The organism is Acinetobacter sp. CAU_H_29a_1, from assembly GCF_058599505.1.
Genome location: NZ_CM178655.1, coordinates 126,305 through 147,246, shown reverse-complemented (window position 1 = coordinate 147,246; position 20,942 = coordinate 126,305). Strand labels below are relative to the sequence as shown.

Sequence of the window (20,942 nt, the reverse complement as noted above, 5' to 3'; positions counted from 1 at the left end):
ACTGAAACGACCTTAGCCTTAGATAAATATCGCACACAATTAACTTGTGCACAAGATTATAATGCGCAATACACTTCCATCCCTATTTCATTTATACTGCTTTACAGACATTAACACCCCAAGGACATTCAACATGGCGGACACCCCTCTTTTAGAAAACCGCGTGTGTTTTGCCATGTATTCCGCAACCAATGCCATGGTTCGTCAATACCGTCCACGCTTACAGGTTTACGATCTGACCTATCCACAATTTATTGTTTTGTTGGCTTTATACGAGCAGGACAATGTGACGCTGACCGAGATTGGACAAAAAACCTTTTTTGACTCAGGCACCTTAACCCCAATTATTAAAAAACTAGAAGAAAAACAGTTTTTGAAGCGTGTTGCCGTCAAAGAAGATGAACGTATGAAAAAAGTCGTTCTGCTGGAAAAAGCACTGTTAGCCAAAGATAAAATTATGGCCATTCCTTTTGAGCTGGCATGTTCTTTAGGCCTAGATCCCGATGATTTGGTAGCCATCCATCAACTGTGTCAGCGTTTTTTAAACGGCTTAGAACAGCCTCAACACGCCAGTGGAGATACTTAAGTGCAACAAGCGATTGTTGGTTTTCATCTCGATGAAGAACATCATTGGGTGGCGGAACTAGCCTGTGGCCACACACAACATGTCCGCCATACTCCACCGTGGCAAAACCGCCCTTGGGTACAAACTGAGCAAGGACGCCAAGAAAAAATAGGCGTTCTTTTAAGCTGTAAAAAATGCATGGAAAATCCACAAAAATAATTCTTTTGCATTTTTTTTAAATTTTAATGCTTATTTATCAATTTTTTAGAAAAATTAAAAAGCCTGTACAGCTGTACTTTTCAACCCAGTAAAACTATGTAGAAAAAATGAATATTACCATAAGTCTTGTTCATTTTTAGTAAATGATTATACTTCTCATTTTTATTGGCAATTCACTCTCTCCGAGCCTTAAATCATGATGAAATTTTCACCACAGCCGCTTTGTGGTTCTAACCTATTCAAATATAGCCTTCTCAGCTTTATGATTTTAAATGCGCATGCAGCCTATGCGGATGAAGCGACGCTACAAAATAATGAGAATCCCTCCTCTCAAGCGACGACAAACAAATCGGGCACAGCAGCAGTTTTGCCTACCTTGAAAATTGAGGCGATGAGTGAACTTGATCCAATCAAAAGCTATGTTGATTACGATCAGGCCAATGTCACACGGAATGGTTTAAAGAAAAAAGGGTGGTGTTTCAAAAAGTATGCTAGTTAATTCTGTCAATAGAGAAATTGAAAATAAGTAAATTAAATTCACTATATTTTTAATGCTTTATGAGATTTCAATTGTGGTTAAAATATAATCAGCATACTTTTTGAAACACCACCGAAAAAAGATATTCCTCAAACCATCGACACCATTGATGTACAGAAATATAAAATCTATGGCTCTAACGACCTCAGTGTGATGCTACAAGGCACACCAGGGGTATCCACCAGCTACGATATGCGCGGTGATGGCATTACCCTCCGTGGTTTCTCTGCCGACTCGGGTGATATTTACCGTGATGGTATCCGTGAAAGTGGCCAAGTGCGTCGTAGTACAGCCAATATTGAACGGATCGAAATTTTAAAAGGCCCTGCCTCGGTGTTATACGGGCGAAGTGCAGGCGGTGGTGTGGTCAATATGGTGAGTAAATACGCCAACTTTGACTCGAAAAGCTCAGTCGGTACTTACGTAGGCTCATATGATAACTACGGTGCAACCGCAGATATTAACCAAGTCTTAAATGACAACTGGGCTGTCCGTTTAACAGGTGAATACGGTGAAGCGGATAGTTTCCGCTCAGGCATCAACAGTAAAATTGAGATGATCTCGCCAAGTTTCACTTATAAAAATGATGATGAAACCCTTACGTGGACCACACAATATACCTATGACAAATTAGGTCGAGTACCTGACCGTGGTCCAAGTTATAGTGTTTTACCTGCTGGCACATCGATTAAAACGAGTTTTGCACAAAAAGGTGATTACGTTGATGATGTACTACAAGTCATTCGTTCAGATTTAAATTACGAGTTTGCACCGAATTGGAAATTCCATTGGGCAACCAGTTACCGCCAAGCAGATCAAGACTTTGATCATTTTTATGGTGGTACCTACTGTGCTTCGAATGAAACCACCAGTAATGGTGAAAGTAGTAAAGCGGGTGCCGGTTTTACCCCTGTAGATCAACGTCGCTGCTATAACAATGTCGGAAAAATTTCGCAAAACTATTACTGGCAGCAAACATCTAATCGAACCACCACCAATACGTGGGATATTACAGGTGAGTTTGATACGGGCGCTATTAAACATAATCTTTTAGTGGGTACCGATTGGACCTATGAACAAAGAGAGCCGAAACTTTCTAATAAAAACGCCAATGGCAGTCGAATTGATGGTTTTTATGACCCAATTACAGGTCAATTAACACAGAATAATCGTGATAACGGTGCTAAAACCATTACTCAGCATAATTATAATGAAGGCACAAGCTACGGCTTTTTCATTCAAGACTTAATTAGTTTTAATGAATATTTCAAAGTAATGCTTGGTGCACGTTATGATTATTACGATACATCAACCACCAATAAATTATTAGCTTCTTCCGACATCAATTACCATCGTAGTATCAATGACGAAAGCTTTAGCCCCAACATTGGTTTCATTTGGCAACCCACAGATCAACACAGCTTCTATGCTTCATACAATAAAAGCTTTGCACCGTTTGGTGGGCGTGTAGGTGTCAGTGTTGTATCCGCAAATACCAATCTGAATACCTTTGATTCAGAACCTCAATATAATGAGCAATATGAAATTGGGGTCAAAAGTGACTGGTTTGACGACCGTTTAAATACCCAACTTTCAGTTTTTGACATTCGCAAAAATAATATTCGTTATGTACCTGATGATACTAAACCTGAAGAATGGGCAACTGCGGGTGAACATCAATCTAAAGGTCTAGAGTTTAGTTTTATTGGTCGCGTATTGGATAATGTATTTGTCCGTGGTGGATATGGTTATCTACAAGCCGAAGTTAAAAAAGACAAGCAAAATCCAGGTAATGTGAATAAAGTGCTAAATAATGCGCCTGAACATACGGGTAACTTATTTGTTCGTTACTTACCTACAGAAAAACTCTATGGTGAAGTTGGTGTGACTTATGTGGGTGATTACAAAGCCTACCCTAATAGCAATTTAAGCAACCAGCCCTTGGATATGAAAGCTTTCTCACGCGTCGATGCGGCCATTGGTTATAGTGCTGACCCATGGAACGTGACTTTAGCTGTCAGCAACTTGACCAACAAAGAATACTGGCGTTCGGACTCTATGCCAGGTACACCACGTAGCTTCCTCATGCGTTTGAACTACCAGTTCTAAACCCATTTAGTTAAAACGCCATCTCAAGCGGAACAGGTCACTGTTCCGTTTTTTTATGCTTAGCAAGGGACGACTAAGCCAATCAATGCATGCTTCTAACCTTTTCTGATAAAGCGCAAGAAACGGATTTTCAGGCCTCGCTGGATTTGTTAGTGTTTTCTTAAGTTAAATGATTTCCGCGAGTAATCATGACAGAACATAGCAATTACGCACGTGTGGCAAAGGCAATTGAATACATTGAACAAAACTTCAAACAGCAACCCAGTTTGGCTGAGATTACAGAACACGTTCATTTAAGTCCTACACATTTTCAGCGTATCTTTAGCGAATGGGCAGGCATTAGCCCGAAGAAATTTCTGCAATATATTAGTGTGGAATATGCAAAGTCGGTTTTGAACAATCACACAGAAAATAATATTTTTGCAGCAACCTTTGACACTGGCCTTTCTAGTACCAGCCGATTGCATGATTTATTTGTCCAAATCGAAGGGATGACGCCCGCAGAATATAAACAGGGCGGTGAAGCACTCGACATTCACTATAGTTTTGCCGAAACCATTTTTGGCTCCGTCATTATTGCCTCGACCCCTAAAGGGATTTGTCATATGGCCTTTACCGAAGTAGATCGGGATGCATTGGCCTATCTGAAAAAACAGTTCCCACGTGCGACATTTATTGGAGATCAGGATGAATTACAACGCAAAGCGCTTGCAATTTTTCAGCACGATCAAAACAGCCTATCAGAGATTAAACTGCATCTGAAAGGCACCGACTTTCAGCTCAAGGTGTGGCAAAGTCTGCTTAAAATTCCCATGGGAAAGCTCAGCAGTTATGCATATATTGCTCAAGAGATTGGGCAAGAGCGTGCCTCACGAGCGGTCGGAACAGCAATTGGTAACAATCCCGTTGCCTTTTTAATTCCATGCCATCGGGTCATTCAGTCTTCAGGACAACGTGGTAATTATATGTGGGGAACAACACGTAAAACCGCGATGATTGGGTGGGAAGGTGCGCACAGCCAAACACCAACTGAAAAAGAAAGCGAATAAAAAAGGAAGCCGAAGCTTCCCTTTTTTGTTTCAATGCTTAGACGCCATACTTCACGCGATAGGCTTCCATTTTTGCTAAAGCCTCTGTCTCACCTTTAGCCTCTAAATAATTCATCAAATCTTTCATGGTCACCAATGCATGCACAGGAATTTCCAATTCTTTTTGGACTTCTTGAATCGCAGACAGTTCACCTTGACCTTTTTCTTGACGGTCTAATGCCACCAACACACCTGCAATCTGCGCACCCGCATTTTTCAAAATGGTGACTACTTCACGGATCGCTGTGCCCGCAGTAATCACGTCATCAATAATCCAGACTTTTTTGCCTGCAACGGATGCACCAACCAAGACCCCGCCTTCACCATGATCTTTGGCTTCTTTACGGTTAAACCCCCAAGGTACGCTCACCCCATGATTTTGTGACAAAGCAACCGCTGTTGCAGCAACAAAAGGAATCCCTTTGTACGCAGGACCAAAGACCACCTCAACATTGTTGCATTCTGTCAGTTTAGTTGCATAGCCAGACGCCAGTAATGACAAGGCTTCACCGTCATTAAGTAGACCTGCATTAAAAAAATAAGGACTCACACGACCCGATTTTAAAGTAAACTCACCAAATTTAAGCACGCCACGTGATAATGCGAGTTCGATAAAAGCTTGAGGGTTAAATGTCGCTTGCATTGTCATGCGGTGCTCCGTATTTTCAAATTGAGGTAAGACTTGCGCATGATACCAAAGAGTAGCTATCCAAGTGATCAAAAAATTTTACGTGTGGTTTCAATTAACGTAAATGGTCTACGTTCAGCCGAAAAAAAAGGGATTTTTGATTGGATTGTCACATCAGATGCTGATGTGATTTGCATGCAAGAATCTCGCATCACCCACGAACAATGGACCAATAAATTTAAACCTGAAGGTTGGCATACTCACCTGTTCCCTGCTGAACGTCCAGGGTACGCTGGCACTGCTATTTATAGCCGTTTACCGTTTGTTTCAGTCACGGATGGACTTGGTTTTGAATTGGCCGATTCTCAAGGCCGCTTTATTTCAGCTGAGTTTGACTTAGGCTTAGACCAAAACGTGCATATTTGTTCACTCTATTTACCATCGGGTTCTTCGGGTGAAGAAGCACAAGTCCGTAAAGACCACTTCTTAGAAGAATACAAACAAATTTTGAAACAATGGCGCGATGAAAATAAATCCGTGATTGTCTGCGGTGACTACAACATCGTGCATAAACGCATCGACATTAAAAACTGGTCTGGCAATCAAAAAGCATCGGGCTGCTTACCGCACGAACGCGCTTGGCTCGATCATATTTATGATGAACTTGGCTATGTCGATACTTTCCGTGAAGTGCGTCCAGAGGCTGAGCTTTATTCTTGGTGGTCAAACCGAGGACAAGCTCGTGCGAAGAACGTGGGCTGGCGCATTGACTATCAAGCGTGCTCACCTGACTGGAAAGCCCGTACAGTCAATGCTTGGGTCTATAAAGAAACATGGTTTAGCGACCATGCACCTGTCATTATTGACTACAAAATCTAGAAAAATGTAAGTATTTATCTCATATTCAGTGGACATTTGTTTACTGAATATGAGTTTTTAACCTACATTATCTGCCGTTTTTTGAGTCTTTTTCTGATCAATCAATCAGTGCATTATGTTTCCACGGCAAAGGGACGATGTCAGGATGACAGCACAAGGACAGGACGCCGTAGGATGAAATTAAAACGAACTATGGAAATAGTTGGTTTTCAAGGATGTGACAATGGACGTTGTAATGAGACCCGCATGATCAGGATGATTAAATGCGGGTTTTCTCTTTTTTAGTCTCTGCCTTTTTTAATGCTTCTTCTTTTTACATTCTATTTTTCTTTGATTTGATTCTATATCGCTTTTATGACAAGACGATGACGCTGTTGGCTTAAATCGCGACACTAGAGCTGCTGTGCTTTTTCCGTTACTCTAAACCCAGCTTAAAATTCAAAAGGGTGTTCCATGTTAAACGTGTATGGCATTAAAAATTGTAATTCAATGAAAAAAGCATTCGACCTACTGAATGAGTTAGGTTTAGCGTACGAGTTTCATGATTATAAAAAACAAGGCATTGATGCTACGACTGTCAAAACATGGCTCGATCAGATTGGGGCAGATGTGGTCCTGAATAAGAAAGGTACCACTTGGCGTAAGCTGACTGAAGCAGAACAAGACACTGCTTTAGCTTCAGAGCAAGGACTGATTGATGCCCTCACCACACATAACAGCCTCATCAAGCGCCCCGTGATTGCAACCCCGAAGGGTTTTATTGTGGGTTTCAATGAAGATGCAATTCGTGCCCTAAAGGCATAACAAAACAAAAAAAGCCGAGCAATTGCTCGGCTTTTTTTGTTGGATGGGATTAGTTCGCGCGAATCCAAGTTTGGTTACGGCCAAGTGCAGCCACGCCAATATAACCACGAAGCTCTAGTTTTTTACCACCAGCAGCAATGTTGCCTTTTAATTTATAGGTTTTACCCGTTTGCGGATCTAAAATTGATCCACCGTCATAGCTTGTACCACCCACATTTTTCAGACCATGTACAATCGTTAAACCTTTCAAAGATTTATTTTTATACGGGCCTTCACACTTGGTACATGCATTTTCTTCACCTGGCGTCAAAATACCTTGAATACTCGCAGTTAAAGTTCCATTTTTTTGCTCAGTGAATTTAACCAAAGCTTTCGCTTGTTTAGTTTTGTCATCAATCGTTTTCCAAACAGTGCCATTCAGCGGATCTGCTGCATGAGCTAGAGCGGTTAATCCTAGTACGCTTAGTGCAAGTGCAATTTTTTTCATTTTTGTCATTTCCCTAGTCTAGTATAGACGACTATCATTATTAAAAAGTCACAACAATTTTTCAATTTTTCAATGTGACCAATTAGTGTAACCTTGTAAATTATGTTGGTAAATACACAAACTCAAGGTAAAACAAATAACAAAATGGAATAACTATGAAGATTGCCGATCCATGGAAACAAATCATTACAGAGCAGTTTTTAAAAACCACGATTCGAACCCCAAGTCGCTTTAGTCTCCCACCCAGTAGTCAGCGTTTTCTTCTTGAACAAATGTGTCGTGCATTTCCGCTCAATAAATCGATTCGCATTCGCCCTCTACGTCTTGCAGGCCTGCGTGCGGAAGAGTTAAAACCTGAAACTGAAGCCACTCAGCTCATTTTGCACATTCATGGTGGAGCTTTCTTTTTAGGTTCAATGAATACCCACCGTGCGTTTGTCTCAGACCTTGCAGCCAGTACACAAATGCAAGTCATTCACCTTGACTATCCGTTGTCACCCGAACACCCCTATCCTGAAGCCATTGATGCGCTGTTTGATGTTTATCTGCTGTTATTGGAGCAAGGTATACAGGCCAAAGATATTATTTTATCGGGGGATTCATGTGGTGCAAATTTAGCGCTAGCCTTGGCGCTGCGAATTCGTGATGAGCAATGTCCTCAAGTCAGTGGACTAATTCTACTTTCGCCGTTTTTGGATTTAAGCTTAACCAGTGAGTCTATTCGCTATAACAGCAAGCTCGATGCACTGTTATCCATCGAAGCCCTTGAAACAGGCATCGACTATTATGTCCCAGAGCAAATTGACCCAGCGGACCCGCTCGTTTCACCTTTATTTGATGATTTAGCAGACCTCCCGCCAACCCTTGTACAAGTCGGTTCGAAAGAAATTCTCTTGGACGATGCCCAGCGGTTTAGAGATAAAGCGACCAAGGCAGGTGTAGATGTGACATTTAAACTATACACAGGCATGTGGCATAACTTTCAAATGTTTAATGCATGGTTTCCAGAAGCTAAAATGGCGTTGCATGACATCGCAACCTTTGCTCAAGCGCTCGACCAAGACTAGACAAATTCCGCATAAAAAAAGGTCAGCTTAAAGCTGACCAAATGAGGAATCATGGAACTACAGTTATTGTTATTAGATTGCTTGCACCTGCGCTAAAGCTGCTGCAATGGCTTTGTCTTTCAGCTCTGGGCCCATATTCACGCCTTCAGCACGAATGATTTCAACATCGGTCACACCGGTAAAATTAAAGACGGTTTTTAAGAAGCCTTCTTGGAAGTCAACAGGACTATTTTCACCATAGACACCACCGCGACTACTGGCAATATAGGCTTTCTTGTCACCAGCCAAACCGACAGGACCATTTTCCGTATATTTAAAGGTACGACCTGCAACACTAATGCGGTCAATCCATGCTTTTAAAGTCGAAGTAATCCCGAAGTTATACATCGCCGCACCAATCACCACAACGTCCGCATCTAAGTATTGTTGAATAATACGTTCGCCCAAAGCCGATTGTTCTGCATTTTGACCCATTAAAATTTCTGCGTCTAAATGTGGAATCGGTTGCGTTGCCAAGTCCAAATATTCAACCTCAACTTGCGCATGCTTTTCGCTGAGTTGCGAAACAATGGCTTGGCTCAACTGACGAGATACAGAGGCATCCGCCATAATACTTGAATCGATGTGTAAAACTTTCATGGGAGGTTCCCGCATAATCTTTATTGAATAGTTGCATCTTAAAAGAATCCTTCTCTTAGAATAATTGGTTTATTTAAAACACTATGTTGCAAAAATAGAACACTTTTCCCTTTTTATAGGGATATTTTTTCTATGATTTTAGATGCTATCTTTGAATTCAATTTTAAGAATTAATTACACTATTTAAATTAAAAAGAATATGAAAGTATGAGGATAAAAAGATTGAATGAATTCACTAGCCTCCAGCTCTAAAAAATTAAATAAAAATAAACTTTCTCACTATTTACTGGAAGAGGAAGTCATCATGAATTGGAGTACCTTGAAGAAGTGCATTCTGATGTTGGTATTGGCTTGCATTATTCATATTGCTTGGCTTGGCTGGGATAGCTTTATCCTACTGAACCCGCAATATTGGCAGGTGGTCAATCTCGATATTGTGCGTATCCAATTCGTACTGAACTCTATTTTTTTACTGATCTTGTCAGGACTGATTTATCCCTGCTATGTCCTACATGATCGCGTCTGGGTGCAGCGTTTTTTACCCTATGTCGCGATCGGTATTTTTGTCATTTCTCTTTGCCAAGACAGTTATTTCGTTGACGTATTAAGCCCCATGACTATGATTGCCTACATTTGTTTACTGACCGTGGGCTTAGTCCTGTTTAAACGCAAAATCATTTATATCATGCTGATTCCCGCAACCAGCTTTTTGGTCTTTTCAGGCTATCTCAGTTTTATAGATGTCATGCCCTACTCTCCACTTTTCACCATTAACGGCAAGCTGTTTTATAATGGGTTTTGGTTATTTTCAATGCTGTATTTCATTGCCCCTATTCTTGTCACTTGTCTGATTTTATTTGAAATCTTACTCAGCCAATGGCGGCATCGTGAGCGACTGATTCAACATTTAAGTTAGACCGACCAACTCACCAACGCCTTGAACCGCCGCAGTATTAACCAAAGCTTAAATGAGTTGCATCATGATAAAGATTGCCCCTATGCCATCGTGCTTTTAGACCTCGACCACTTTAAAAATATCAATGATCAATTTGGACATCATATGGGAGATACGGTTCTGATTGCCGTAAGTCAAAAATTAGGCCTTCATTTGCGTGAAAGTGATATAGTGGGCCGTTTTGGGGGTGAAGAATTTATACTCATTTTAAAGCAGTCCTCTGCCCTTAAAGCTCGTCAAATCGCGGAACGTTGCCGTGCAGCCATTGAGGATTTAGCGATTCAAAATGAAGATGGACGTGCAATTCGCATTACTGCCAGTTTCGGCATTGCCCTAGCGACGGATAAATTGAAACCGCAACAGCTTTTGGATCAAGCAGACAAAGCACTGTATGCCGCTAAAGCCAGTGGACGCAATCAAATCAAATGCTATTTAGAAATCAATCCCTGTGAGATCAAATATAGCGCTGCATGTGGTGACACACAGCATATTTCACCCAACTAAACTGCTTCTGCTCGTGCCGCGTCAACCCATTGTGTGACCGCAGGATGCTGCATAATTTGTTGCATATACTGCTGACTGCGTTTAGATACAGGTAGTGCATAACTCTTGAAACGCATCACTACAGGGGCATAGAAGGCATCGGCTATAGAAAAATCACCAAATAAAAAGGTCTGCTCATCCGAACGCTGTGCCCAAATTTGTTCAATTCGTTCGACATCTGCTCTTAATTCAGCATGCTGCGCCCACAAATCTTGCCCCTCAGCTATGCTGTACTGCGCTTGAATATTCATCGGACACAATTGGCGTAACGCCATAAAACTACTGTGCATCTCACCACTGATACTACGTGCTTGTGCTCTCAAATGGGTCAGTTTGGGCCACAGGGCTAAATCGGAATTTTGCTCGGCCAAATATTCACAGATAGCTAAAGAGTCCCAAATTTTAAATTCACCCACATCCAATACGGGCACTTTAGCATTGGCATGAATCTGAGACAGTTGCTGCTTAAAGGTCGGGTCTTCTACATCAAAGCGAATGAGGATTTCTTCAAAATCCAGATCAAATGCAGTCAAGACCAACCATGCTCGCATCGACCAACTGGAGTAATTTTTATTGGCAATATATAAACGTTGCATTACCCTTCTCCCTCTGGTTTAAAAACGTTGTAATTGAGCTAAAAGTTCAGCCTCAGTAAATGCACCCGTTAAACGTAAACCACGAATTTCTTGTTGTGAGGCATCTAAGAATAGATAGGTCGGTGGTCCTAAAATATCCCACTGGTTTAAGAGCAGTTGATGGGTTGCATCGTAATGACTCAAATCTAATTTGATCAAATAATACGGCGCAAGCGCTTGCTGTACCGTTGCAGACTTTAATATACGGTGTTCAATCGGCTGACAAGCAACACACCAATCAGCATAGACATCGATAATGATCTTTTGACCTTTTGGTGCTTGTGCCAAGAGCTGCTTAAACTCCGTTGCCGTCGCTGCCACATGCCAACGTGCAGATGTAGCCACTGGCGCTTCAAAGAAACGCTGACTCTGCTGATATTGGCTATAGGCAATGTACGTCCCGCCAATGATTAAAGCCACAATGTACAGCATACGCAACTGAGTTTTATGCCACATCAAACGATACAACACATAAATAATAAAGCTCAAGCCTAGCAGCAGACTCAGTGCTTGCATCCATGTTTCAGAAAGCAAAGGACGCACAAAATACAGCGCTAAAGCCAACATGATGAAAGCAAAGAATACCCGAACCTGATTCATCCACAGACCAGCACGAGGCAATACCTTAGCACCCAGCACGCTTGCCAATAACAATGGTGTCCCCATACCAAAGCCTAAGGTGAACAGCAAAATGGCCCCTTGCCACTGGCTTTGTGTCTGTGAAATAAATAGTAAAGCGCCTGCCAAAGGTGCCGTCATACACGGTCCAACCAACAGCGCAGAGATCATGCCCATAATCGCGGCACTGATCAGGCTGCCACCCTTTTGCATAGACTGGATATGATCGAGTTTATTCACCACGGCTTGCGGCAGTTTAAGTTCAAACAAACCAAATAGATTGAGCGCGAATAAAACAAAAAGAATGCTAAAAGCAATCAGGGTAGATGGCTGTTGTAACCAACGCTGGAAGTTCAAACCCGCAGATGAGGCCACCAAGCCCAAAATGGCATAGACCATGGCCATACTGCACACAAAGACCAAGGCAATCATCCATGCTTTGAGGCCTTTGCTATCGCGAATAATTAATGAGGTTAAAATCGGCAACATCGGCAAAGAACACGGCGTAAACGCGAGTAATATCCCGAGGCCAAAGAACAGTAATAAACCATAAGCCAATGAGCTTTTGGCTAGCTCTTCAGACCAAATTTGGTCTTGCGCAGCCATTGCATCGGAAGCTGTTGCGGCGGGTTCAGCAGTGACTGTGGGGTTGATCGGCTCAAATTGCGGATTCGACTGCGCGGCTAAATCTAACAGTCGTTTTGATCCACCCGCTTGATCTTGTAGGCTGACCAAGCCATTAACATCAGTTTTAAACTCAATGCTTTGCGGTGGATAGCAAATGCGATCTTTGGCACAGCCTTGCCAAGTCACCTTATAAGTTTGTGAAGCCTGTGTGTCTAAGTCAAATTGCACTTGTTGATAATAAACTTGGGTGTGTCCATAGTTTTCATCATACAGATCATGCGCAGGCGGTAGCTCAAGCTTAAGGGGCTGACCCGCCTGTTGCACTTCAAATTTGTGCTGATACAGATAATACTGTTCAGGAATATTCCAGTGCAGTTGAGCCGTATGCTCAGTCGTAGATTCCACTGTAAATGGAAAAGCATCTTCAGCTGAAAGGAGTGGAGTTTCCGCATGAACGTTTAGGATACTGTTCCAGATACACAGATTGATGATCAATACCGACAGTGCCAGATACCACGTTTTGCCGCTCATCCCCTGTTTCAGATGAAGATGCTTTTTCATAATATGTTCTTTTTTTCTAATTAAAATAAGTATGAAACGCCAAGGCCTGAATAATAACTTTTATCTGAACCATTTAAATCGACACCAACACTTGCATCCAACTGCATCCGATTATTCACCGCATACATGACACCTGTACCGAGCGCATATTCATTGTCTTGACTTTCTGCTTTACGATAAACCAATTCAGAAAAACCACTGAGTTTATCGGTAAATTGGTACTCTAAAGTCGGAATTGCAGAAATGGCCCAATCACTATTTTGCACTTCATAACGCATGGTGATGGATGTCGACACGAGGTCGCTATAATCGTATGCCACCACAGATGACAGGCTATAAATATCATCTTCATTGGTGAAACCATCATTACCTGTGGCAATAATTGCTTCAGCCAGTACCGTCATACTCAAGCGTTCATCATCCAAGGGAATCGCCGCTTTTACACCGACACTGACATCACCCAAACCGTCTGTTTCAGACTTATGGCCAGCCACTTTCACTTGTTGCCAAGAGGGTCCAGCCCAACCCAATTGCAATTCGATATTTTCAGCTAAACCTGTGCGCAATAACATATCTGCATTTAAGCTGGTGGTTTTGAATTTTTCACCATCAGCCGTGGTCGATTCAGCATAGTGCGCATTGGCCAAGCCCTGCTCCCAAGCCAACTGCCCCACAGGCGTAATCCCTGTGCCTATACCCGAACCTGGGCGGTCAAAGGAAAAATCTGTAGCCATCGCATTCATACTGAACCCAGTGGCTACACATAAACCTAAATGTTTTAATTGCATCATGATGATCTCGCTGTTTAAGCTAATTCTTTTGTCATTTTTGCACCATGCTGGCGAAGCAACTCTAAGGTTTGCTTTTCTTCAGCCAATGCTTCGGCCCAATTAATTTCGTCAAATTCACAATCAAAGAATAAATCGCTAATGGAGGATAAAATGGTTAAACCATCTTCATCTTTGGTGTTTGGATCGACTTTTTCGTCCAACAAACGTTTGACCGCTGGCGCACATGCAGCACTTGCCGCATCCCAAAGTGGGCCATAAATTTCTTCTGTATCCCACAAATGCAAGTTTGCTTTGCCATGAATCAGTTGTTCTAAAATGTCTAAATGTACCGCTAGAGTCTGTTGTTTTTCTTGTTCTGACAGCGGTGCGCCTGCTTCATACGCTTCGCAAATCGCTTCCCACCATTTGAATAAGCCGTCTGACCAAACAGAAATCACAGGTCCTTTTTCAGGATCGATAAAATTGAGACTTAACCCATCGGTCAATAGACGTTGAACTTGTTGAAGATCTAATTCTTCAAGTGCTTGCACGAAAGCTTGTTGTTGCGCGGTTAACATGGAGATGACGCTCTTCAATTCAGTTTATTCTATTATGCCGAATAAACGGGACATTTGTTATCCGTAATGTTGGATAAAAGTGAGTGTCCAGCATTAAAAAAGCCCCTGATTGAGGGGCTTCTTTAAATTCGGTGAGGTTTAATCTTCCTCATCATCAACTAGGCCATCATCCTGATCTGCATATACAGGTTGGCCAGCACGTGGTTTATCATTTTTTTCAAAGGTATGTTCTAAACTACGTTTAAGGCGATCGATCGCGCCATGAATCGCAGTATCGACATTATGACCTTTATGATTTACAACCACGGGTTTTAAACCTGCTGGACGCGCTTCAATCATACATTGAATGTCGTCATCTCCGCCTTTATGGCTATTGGCATCACTTAGATGCACTGAAAAGTGGGTAATGCGCTCACTGTGACGTTGAAATTCTTGATTCAGCTCTTCGCGTATATAACTAATTAAACGGTCACTATTTTGAATGTTTTTATCTGTACGGATTTCTATGTTCATAAAATAACATCCTCTCTCTTTCTTTATTCGACTCTTTTTTTGTACCAAGATTTTTATCTCTTGGCACACTTGTAACTTACTGTTTTAACAGTATTCGACCATCTTCAATTGCTTTGGAATGTAACCTCCATCGATTGAATGATGAACACTTTTGAGTCTGCAGATCTGTGTCCTTCTCCTTTGAATATCGGGCCTAACTGAAAATTATGCAAGTGATATTTTTAAAAAAATATGAAAAGGATACTTATTGTGACAAGCCCTTACTTACATGGCTAAAAACAGATGGATTTGATTCCATCTTCTAACTATTCACGTGACTTCATTGGCTAGAATGAACAAAAAAATCTAATGATTATGACAACTTCAATTACGGCAGGAATGACTCCACGCATCGATCATTCATTCTTTGCAAACATCCCCCAATAAGTGCAAACCCTGTTCCATTCTAGGATTCTCTCGAGCAGTATCATGTCGATATTGCTAAATTTATTATTCAATCACCTAACATTTTTTCCAAGAAGGTCCATATCAAATTAAGTGTCATGCCTGAAAGGCAACATTAAACCATTTGGTAAAAAAAGTATAAAAAATGGCTCATTTTGATATCTATTTTCCATGACGTTCGTCAAATTTGGCTTTATTTTTGCTTAATAATCGGTATCCTGTATTCGATTTTTTGGGGAAATATTCATGAAACTGACTCAAATTGCTGCTTTCGTAGCATTATCTTCTGCTGCGGCAATTTCTCAAGCTGCGCCGATTTGGCAAGACTTTAGCATCACTGGTTTATATGGTGAAAACTACAAATCACCGTTCGAAACTGAAGACGAAAAGCTTGAGCAAACAACCATTACTGCAGAATACGCAGCGGGCTTCAAATATGGCGATTTCTTCGCTTTCGCTGACCGTACCAACAACGATGCTGATGGCAATGAAACTTACTTTGAAGTTGCACCACGTTTCAGCTTAAGTGCAATGACAGGAACTAAACTTGAGCTTGGCCCAGTTAAAGATGTGCTAGTTGCAACGACATGGGAAGGCGGTGAAGGTTTCAATAACTACCTCTATGGTATTGGTTTTACCTTAAACGTGCCATATACACAGTATGCAAACATCAACTTCTACAAAGCAGATAACGACCTGACTGATGATGATTATCAAATGACCATCAACTATGCAGTACCGTTCAAACTTGGTTCTGAAGACTTTTTAGTTGATGCCTTCCTTGACTGGTCAACAGGTGAAAATGCAAATCATGCAAGCGAGTTAAACTGGACTAGTCAGTATAAATGGAATGTAGGTAAACACATTTCTCCAGATACACGCCTTTACGTAGGTATCGAGCACTCAGTTTGGAATAACAAATACGGCTATAAAGGCGTTGACCAAAATGACGTAAGTGCGTTAATTAAATACCACTTCTAATTCACTTTTGTGAATATCCAAAAGCAAGACTTCTGTCTTGCTTTTTTTTATGTAAAAGCAGCATGATAACCCTCCCAACGCATACAACCTTGCCTTCATGTCTTTTCTCATTCGTCTGGCTACTGAACACGATCTGCCCGAGATCCAAAATATTTATAATGCAGAAGTCTTACATGGCATGGCCACTTGGAATGAACATGCCTATGATTTAGCACATTTCCAAAAACAACTACTACACTTTCAACAAAACCAATTTCCATTTTGCGTGGTGGAAGACCAAGAAATGCAGGCCATTGCAGGCTTTGCAGACTATGCCACCTTCCGTAATTTTTCAGGCTATCGTTATACCGTTGAACACTCGATTTATATTTCACCCAACTATGCCCGTCAGGGCTTAGGTCAACAGCTTTTAGCGTATTTGATTGAACAAGCAAAAATGCAGCACATGCATGTCATGGTTGCAGGAATTGACCACGCCAATCTGGCTTCAATTGCTTTACATGAAAAGTTTGGCTTTGTACAAACTGGCTATATGCCCCAAGTCGGACAGAAGTTTGGGCAATGGCGTGATCTGGTGTTGATGCAACTGCTGCTAAATCAGTGAGGTCGGGACTAAATTGTCACTGGTTACGCTAATTACGGCATAGGTATGCTTGGCCGCATGTTCATAAAAGTTTCTGAGCTGAGCAAAGACTAAACTCAACTCGGCAAATTGCAATTCAATCGATTCAGTCTGAATGCCATGTTCCTGTTCTAAGCGTTTCAAACACGTGGTTTGCATATGTTTTTTAAAGTCATCGATATCCAATTTTTCTAAAGCTTCTTGGACTTCAACGACACGAACCGCGGTGTTATAACGTACCTCTGTAAGTTGTTTTTGGCGCTCTGCCAAGTGATGCTCGGCTTGTACACTCAAAGCCAGTAATGAAGTGCCAGACTTAAAACTGCCTTGCAATAAGGTCTGTAAGATTTTCCAGTTTTTACCTAAAAGCAGATGTGACTCGATGTGCTCCGAATTCAGCACATCGTCGACAGAAATAGATTCTAAAATCAACGTTTCCAAAGCATTGGGCGGAATACTTAATAATAATGTGTCCATATAGCTGCTCTTATTGTTGTTGCTTTGCATTAGCTTAACGCGTCTAAAAGCACACTGCTCAAACAATTTGTATGAGTAATTTTTCAGTTTCCATCATCTCTCTATCTTGAATAATAATTCCGAGCCCCTAAAGATTGTCCCTTTACTTCGAATAGCTCCCTATGTTTTATTCAAAGCATAACGAAAATGGAATCAAATTATGCTTAAGTATCCATTCTTGATTGGACTTTTGACTGTAAGCACACTCGCTTCAGCAGACGATACCTTTGAACAAGAACTTCGCCAAGGTTGTGCTAAAGTCAAAAGCTCTGCCAACTCTGGTAAGAAATTTTATGATCAAAAACAATATCAAAAAGCGTTAGAGCAATTTCAGTATCAGGCGACGTGGTCTTCTTTTTGTTTAATGAATCAACCTGAAAGTGGTGTATCCCTCACTGAACGTGATGTCGAAATTGCCAACAACAATGTCGGTTTAAGTTATAGCAAGTTGGGAAAACCGCTTTGGGCTAGAGCATGGTTTTTGCGTGATGCTGAGTCTAAATCCAGTCAATTTAATTTAAAGCAACTGCCACCCCCTAAACAATCAGCAACACTGGCAGGCAAATATGTACAGTATGCAGGTTTTGGGCAGTGGAATCAGATTGAGGTAAAACCGCTTAAAAATGTGTATAAAATTGAATTTCATGGTCTTTATATGGGACTACGCAGTCTCATCTACGGACCCAATATTGGCGAATTTGAAACCACCATGCCGCTCAATCGAACTCAAGCGCAATATCAGGTCGACGACTGTAAAATTAATTTAAAGTTCGCCTTCGATCCCAAAATGGGACACACCATCCGTGTCAGCGAAACCAATAACATGAGCTGTGGTTTTGGGCACAATATTTCAGCAGACGGTTTATTTCTAAAAGTAGACTAAGATCGCGATACAATATTCAAGATTTTCATTATTCTCCCCCCTCTCCCTTGGGAAGAGGGGGGAGAATAAAAAAGCTTAAATCGCTACCAATTCTCGAATACCTTTTGCAGGCATTTCACAGCCTGCGCCTTGCGCAATCACTTGCCCACGGGCCATGACGGTATATGCATCGGCCAGCTCCTCGGCAAAATCATAAAACTGCTCGACCAAAACCACCGCCATGTCGCCGCCATCCGCCAGTTTACGAATCACTCGGCCAATGTCTTTGATAATAGAAGGTTGAATGCCTTCTGTAGGCTCATCCAAAATTAACACCCGAGGCTCTGATGCTAAAGCACGCGCAATCGCCAGTTGCTGCTGCTGCCCCCCTGATAAATCTCCGCCTCGGCGGTGCTTCATTTCATCTAAAATTGGGAAAATTTCATACAAATGCTCAGGCACTTTTCGAGTTTTCACCCCCTTAAACTTGGCCATGCCAATCAGGATATTTTCTTCGACAGTTAAGGTTGAAAAAATATCACGCCCTTGCGGCACATAAGCCAAACCTACACGCACGCGTTGCTCGGGACTCATTTTCGAAATGTCCTGACCATCAAGTAAAATCTGTCCGGACTTAATCGGTAAAATCCCCATTAAACATTTCAGTAAAGTGGTTTTCCCTACGCCATTACGCCCCAGCACCACGGAGCACTCTCCCACAGGGGCCTGAAAGGAGACATCTCTTAAAATATGGCTGCCACCGTAAAACTGATTGACGTCTTTGACTTCTAACATGGTCGGCTCCTTAACGTCCTAAATATTTCTCAATCACATCTTCATTGGCCTGTACCTCAGCCAATGTACCTTCGGCTAAGATCGCCCCTTGAGCCAGTACCGTCACCTTCTCACTGATGGTGTCGATAAAGCTCATATCATGTTCAACCACCACCAAGGTGTGATTTTTCTTCAGCTCTAAACATAGCTCAGCGGTTCGTTCCGTTTCGGCATCGGTCATACCCGCCACAGGTTCATCGAGTAGAATCAGCTTAGGACGTTGCATAAGCAACATACCGATTTCCAACCATTGCTTTTGTCCATGTGACAACAGCCCCGCAGGTTTGTGTACCCATTCTTCTAGGCGAATTTGAGCCAAAGACTCGTCCAAAGCCAGCTGTGCATCTGGGTCAAGTTTGCTAAAAAAGCTTTTCTTCACCCGCTTATCTTTGGGTGCAGCAAGCAGTAAGTTTTCCATCACGCTAAAGTTTTCAAACACCGTTGGTTTTTGAAATTTACGTCCAATGCCTGCTTCCGCAATTTGCTCGGTACTCATCTTGGCCAAATCATAGTTTTGCCCAAAAAAAGCGGAGCCTTCGGTCGGTCGGGTTTTACCCGTAATCACATCCATTAGTGTGGTTTTACCTGCCCCATTGGGCCCAATGATGCAGCGTAGCTCGCCTTCTTGGATGTATAGCGATAAATCATTTAAGGCACGAAAAGCATCAAACCAAACACTAACTTTTTCCAAGTACAGTGCAATCCCATGACTGAAGTCGGCGCCTTGCTCTTTGGGACGTCCATAGCCGTCTGAAGCATGGCCACCATGAGGTTGTATTAGCTCACTCATTTGCTACGCTCCTTTTTAAAACGGTCAAACAGACCAATGACACCTTTGGGTAAGAAAATGGTGACCACAATAAATAAAGCACCCAAGATCAATAACCATGCTTCTGGATAAGCCACGGTGAAATAAGTTTTCACGCCATTAATTAACCCTGCACCCAAAATTGGGCCAATCAAGGTGCCACGCCCACCCGCAGCCACCCATACCGCCATTTCAATCGAATTGACAGGGTTCATTTCACTCGGGTTAATAATGCCAGCCTGAGGCACATACAAAGCTCCTGCAATACCTGCAATCACTGCGGACAGTACCCATGCAGAAAGCTTGTACCACAGCGTACGATAGCCCAAGTACTGCAAGCGGTTTTCACTGTCCCGAATCGCCCCCAGCACACGACCGTAGGGTTTATTCATGAGATGACGCAACCCCACAAAGCACAGCATCAACACCAAAGCCGTTAGAGAACATAAGGTGGTACGCATGGGCGCAGACGTGATGTCCATGCCTAAAATAGTCTTAAAGCCAGTAAACCCATTGTTTCCGCCAAAGCCTGTTTCATTGCGGAAAAATAACAGTGCCGCAGCAAATGTCATGGCTTGGGTAATAATCGAGAAATACACGCCTTTAATTTTGGAGCGAAAGGCAAAGAAACCAAAGATGAAGGCCACCATACCGGGCACCAATACCACCAAGGCCAAAGCCCATAAGAAATGATTGCTGCCCACCCAATACCACGGTAGTTCAGTCCAGCTTAAAAAACGCATAAAGTCAGGCAGGCTGTCACCTGCCGTCTGGCGCATCAGATACATACCAAACGCGTAGCCACCAAGGGCAAAGTACAAGCCATGGCCTAGGCTTAAAATGCCTGCATAACCCCAAACCAAGTCCAACGCCAAAGCCACCAAAGCCAAACACATGATTTTACCAATCAAGGTGACCCAATACGCAGAGAGATGAAAGGCTGCATCGACTGGTAGCAAATGTAACCAAGGCAGGATCAACATCACCGCAAAGCAGACCGCAATAGCGAGCGCACTATAAGGTTTATCGGAAAATAAAGAAGTGATTTTCAT

21 protein-coding genes and 4 pseudogenes are annotated in these 20,942 nt (G+C 42.2%); 13 read left to right on the top strand and 12 right to left on the bottom strand.

Translation table 11 applies throughout. From position 1 onward, the window contains the following. The first annotated feature begins 133 nt into the window (after window positions 1-133). From AC4MDD_RS00695 to AC4MDD_RS00675, 5 genes and pseudogenes are all read left to right on the top strand, one after another. Complete coding sequence (locus AC4MDD_RS00695) at window positions 134-586, top strand: MarR family winged helix-turn-helix transcriptional regulator (protein WP_004691736.1); 453 nt, start codon at window positions 134-136, stop codon at window positions 584-586. Continuing rightward, window positions 587-784, top strand: coding sequence for a DUF3565 domain-containing protein (locus tag AC4MDD_RS00690; protein ID WP_005401500.1), 198 nt, complete (start codon window positions 587-589; stop codon window positions 782-784). Window positions 785-983: 199 nt separating this feature from the next. Beyond that, window positions 984-1,247 (top strand): annotated as a pseudogene (locus AC4MDD_RS00685) (TonB-dependent siderophore receptor); the annotation flags it as partial. A gap of 150 nt (window positions 1,248-1,397) precedes the next feature. Then, window positions 1,398-3,431: pseudogene (locus AC4MDD_RS00680) on the top strand (TonB-dependent receptor); the annotation flags it as partial. Window positions 3,432-3,619: 188 nt separating this feature from the next. Beyond that, window positions 3,620-4,480, top strand: a complete 861-nt coding sequence (locus AC4MDD_RS00675) for a methylated-DNA--[protein]-cysteine S-methyltransferase (protein ID WP_005401498.1) — start codon at window positions 3,620-3,622, stop codon at window positions 4,478-4,480. 37 nt (window positions 4,481-4,517) lie between these two features. Here AC4MDD_RS00675 and pyrE read toward each other — a convergent pair whose 3' ends face one another. After that, the gene (pyrE, locus tag AC4MDD_RS00670; RefSeq protein WP_005401497.1) at window positions 4,518-5,168 is read right to left on the bottom strand and encodes an orotate phosphoribosyltransferase; all 651 of its coding nucleotides are present in this window, start codon (window positions 5,166-5,168) and stop codon (window positions 4,518-4,520) included. A gap of 39 nt (window positions 5,169-5,207) precedes the next feature. Here pyrE and AC4MDD_RS00665 point away from each other — a divergent pair, with 39 nt between their 5' ends. Both AC4MDD_RS00665 and AC4MDD_RS00660 read left to right on the top strand, forming a co-directional pair. Then, window positions 5,208-6,026 (top strand): exodeoxyribonuclease III, encoded by an 819-nt coding sequence (locus AC4MDD_RS00665; protein WP_491882588.1) that lies wholly within the window; start codon window positions 5,208-5,210, stop codon window positions 6,024-6,026. A gap of 453 nt (window positions 6,027-6,479) precedes the next feature. Beyond that, on the top strand, window positions 6,480-6,830 hold the full coding sequence (locus tag AC4MDD_RS00660; protein WP_005401495.1) for a Spx/MgsR family RNA polymerase-binding regulatory protein: 351 nt from the start codon (window positions 6,480-6,482) through the stop codon (window positions 6,828-6,830). Between the two features lie 49 nt (window positions 6,831-6,879). On the opposite strand, the gene AC4MDD_RS00655 is transcribed toward AC4MDD_RS00660, so the two are convergent. Continuing rightward, window positions 6,880-7,317, bottom strand: coding sequence for a DUF2147 domain-containing protein (locus tag AC4MDD_RS00655; RefSeq protein ID WP_005401494.1), 438 nt, complete (start codon window positions 7,315-7,317; stop codon window positions 6,880-6,882). Between the two features lie 155 nt (window positions 7,318-7,472). On the opposite strand from AC4MDD_RS00655, the gene AC4MDD_RS00650 reads away from it, so the two are divergent. Next, window positions 7,473-8,384, top strand: a complete 912-nt coding sequence (locus AC4MDD_RS00650) for an alpha/beta hydrolase (protein WP_005401493.1) — start codon at window positions 7,473-7,475, stop codon at window positions 8,382-8,384. A 72-nt stretch (window positions 8,385-8,456) separates the two neighbouring features. Here the strand turns inward: AC4MDD_RS00650 and AC4MDD_RS00645 are convergent, their stop codons facing one another. After that, on the bottom strand, window positions 8,457-9,023 hold the full coding sequence (locus AC4MDD_RS00645; RefSeq protein WP_039890677.1) for an FMN-dependent NADH-azoreductase: 567 nt from the start codon (window positions 9,021-9,023) through the stop codon (window positions 8,457-8,459). 226 nt (window positions 9,024-9,249) lie between these two features. Here AC4MDD_RS00645 and AC4MDD_RS00640 point away from each other — a divergent pair. Next, window positions 9,250-10,482: pseudogene (locus AC4MDD_RS00640) on the top strand (GGDEF domain-containing protein). On the opposite strand, the gene AC4MDD_RS00635 reads toward AC4MDD_RS00640, so the two are convergent. From AC4MDD_RS00635 to AC4MDD_RS00615, 5 genes are all read right to left on the bottom strand, one after another. After that, entirely contained in the window at window positions 10,479-11,117 is a 639-nt protein-coding gene (locus AC4MDD_RS00635; protein ID WP_005401490.1) for a glutathione S-transferase family protein, read from the bottom strand. The pseudogene AC4MDD_RS00640 and the gene AC4MDD_RS00635 sit on opposite strands and share 4 nt — an antisense overlap. 18 nt (window positions 11,118-11,135) lie before the next feature. Beyond that, window positions 11,136-12,962, bottom strand: coding sequence for a protein-disulfide reductase DsbD (gene dsbD / locus AC4MDD_RS00630; RefSeq protein WP_005401489.1), 1,827 nt, complete (start codon window positions 12,960-12,962; stop codon window positions 11,136-11,138). A gap of 20 nt (window positions 12,963-12,982) precedes the next feature. After that, complete coding sequence (locus AC4MDD_RS00625; RefSeq protein WP_491882175.1) at window positions 12,983-13,753, bottom strand: transporter; 771 nt, start codon at window positions 13,751-13,753, stop codon at window positions 12,983-12,985. 14 nt (window positions 13,754-13,767) lie between these two features. Next, entirely contained in the window at window positions 13,768-14,310 is a 543-nt protein-coding gene (locus AC4MDD_RS00620) for a hypothetical protein (protein ID WP_004978318.1), read from the bottom strand. A gap of 138 nt (window positions 14,311-14,448) precedes the next feature. Beyond that, window positions 14,449-14,823, bottom strand: coding sequence for an HPF/RaiA family ribosome-associated protein (locus tag AC4MDD_RS00615; protein WP_004691760.1), 375 nt, complete (start codon window positions 14,821-14,823; stop codon window positions 14,449-14,451). A 330-nt stretch (window positions 14,824-15,153) separates the two neighbouring features. Here AC4MDD_RS00615 and AC4MDD_RS00610 point away from each other — a divergent pair. From AC4MDD_RS00610 to AC4MDD_RS00600, 3 genes and pseudogenes are all read left to right on the top strand, one after another. After that, window positions 15,154-15,360: pseudogene (locus AC4MDD_RS00610) on the top strand (purine permease); the annotation flags it as partial. Window positions 15,361-15,513: 153 nt separating this feature from the next. Next, a complete protein-coding gene (locus AC4MDD_RS00605) occupies window positions 15,514-16,248 on the top strand; it encodes an outer membrane protein OmpK (RefSeq protein WP_491882174.1) in 735 nt (244 codons plus the stop codon). Between the two features lie 97 nt (window positions 16,249-16,345). Further along, the gene (locus AC4MDD_RS00600; protein WP_333654272.1) at window positions 16,346-16,852 is read left to right on the top strand and encodes a GNAT family N-acetyltransferase; all 507 of its coding nucleotides are present in this window, start codon (window positions 16,346-16,348) and stop codon (window positions 16,850-16,852) included. Here the strand turns inward: AC4MDD_RS00600 and AC4MDD_RS00595 are convergent. Then, window positions 16,841-17,347, bottom strand: coding sequence for a DUF1877 family protein (locus AC4MDD_RS00595; protein WP_125280685.1), 507 nt, complete (start codon window positions 17,345-17,347; stop codon window positions 16,841-16,843). The two genes, AC4MDD_RS00600 and AC4MDD_RS00595, sit on opposite strands and share 12 nt — an antisense overlap. A 199-nt stretch (window positions 17,348-17,546) precedes the next feature. Here AC4MDD_RS00595 and AC4MDD_RS00590 point away from each other — a divergent pair, with 199 nt between their 5' ends. Continuing rightward, window positions 17,547-18,269, top strand: coding sequence for a hypothetical protein (locus tag AC4MDD_RS00590; RefSeq protein ID WP_333654275.1), 723 nt, complete (start codon window positions 17,547-17,549; stop codon window positions 18,267-18,269). Window positions 18,270-18,344: 75 nt separating this feature from the next. Here AC4MDD_RS00590 and urtE read toward each other — a convergent pair whose 3' ends face one another. From urtE to urtC, 3 genes are read right to left on the bottom strand one after another with little or no spacing between them, the layout of a single operon-like run. Next, window positions 18,345-19,043: an urea ABC transporter ATP-binding subunit UrtE gene (gene urtE / locus AC4MDD_RS00585; protein WP_078425113.1), complete on the bottom strand. Its 699-nt coding sequence runs from the start codon at window positions 19,041-19,043 to the stop codon at window positions 18,345-18,347. Window positions 19,044-19,053: 10 nt separating this feature from the next. Continuing rightward, on the bottom strand, window positions 19,054-19,872 hold the full coding sequence (gene urtD / locus AC4MDD_RS00580; RefSeq protein WP_004691767.1) for an urea ABC transporter ATP-binding protein UrtD: 819 nt from the start codon (window positions 19,870-19,872) through the stop codon (window positions 19,054-19,056). Further along, complete coding sequence (urtC, locus tag AC4MDD_RS00575; protein WP_491882173.1) at window positions 19,869-20,942, bottom strand: urea ABC transporter permease subunit UrtC; 1,074 nt, start codon at window positions 20,940-20,942, stop codon at window positions 19,869-19,871. The genes urtD and urtC overlap by 4 nt, the downstream gene beginning before the upstream one ends.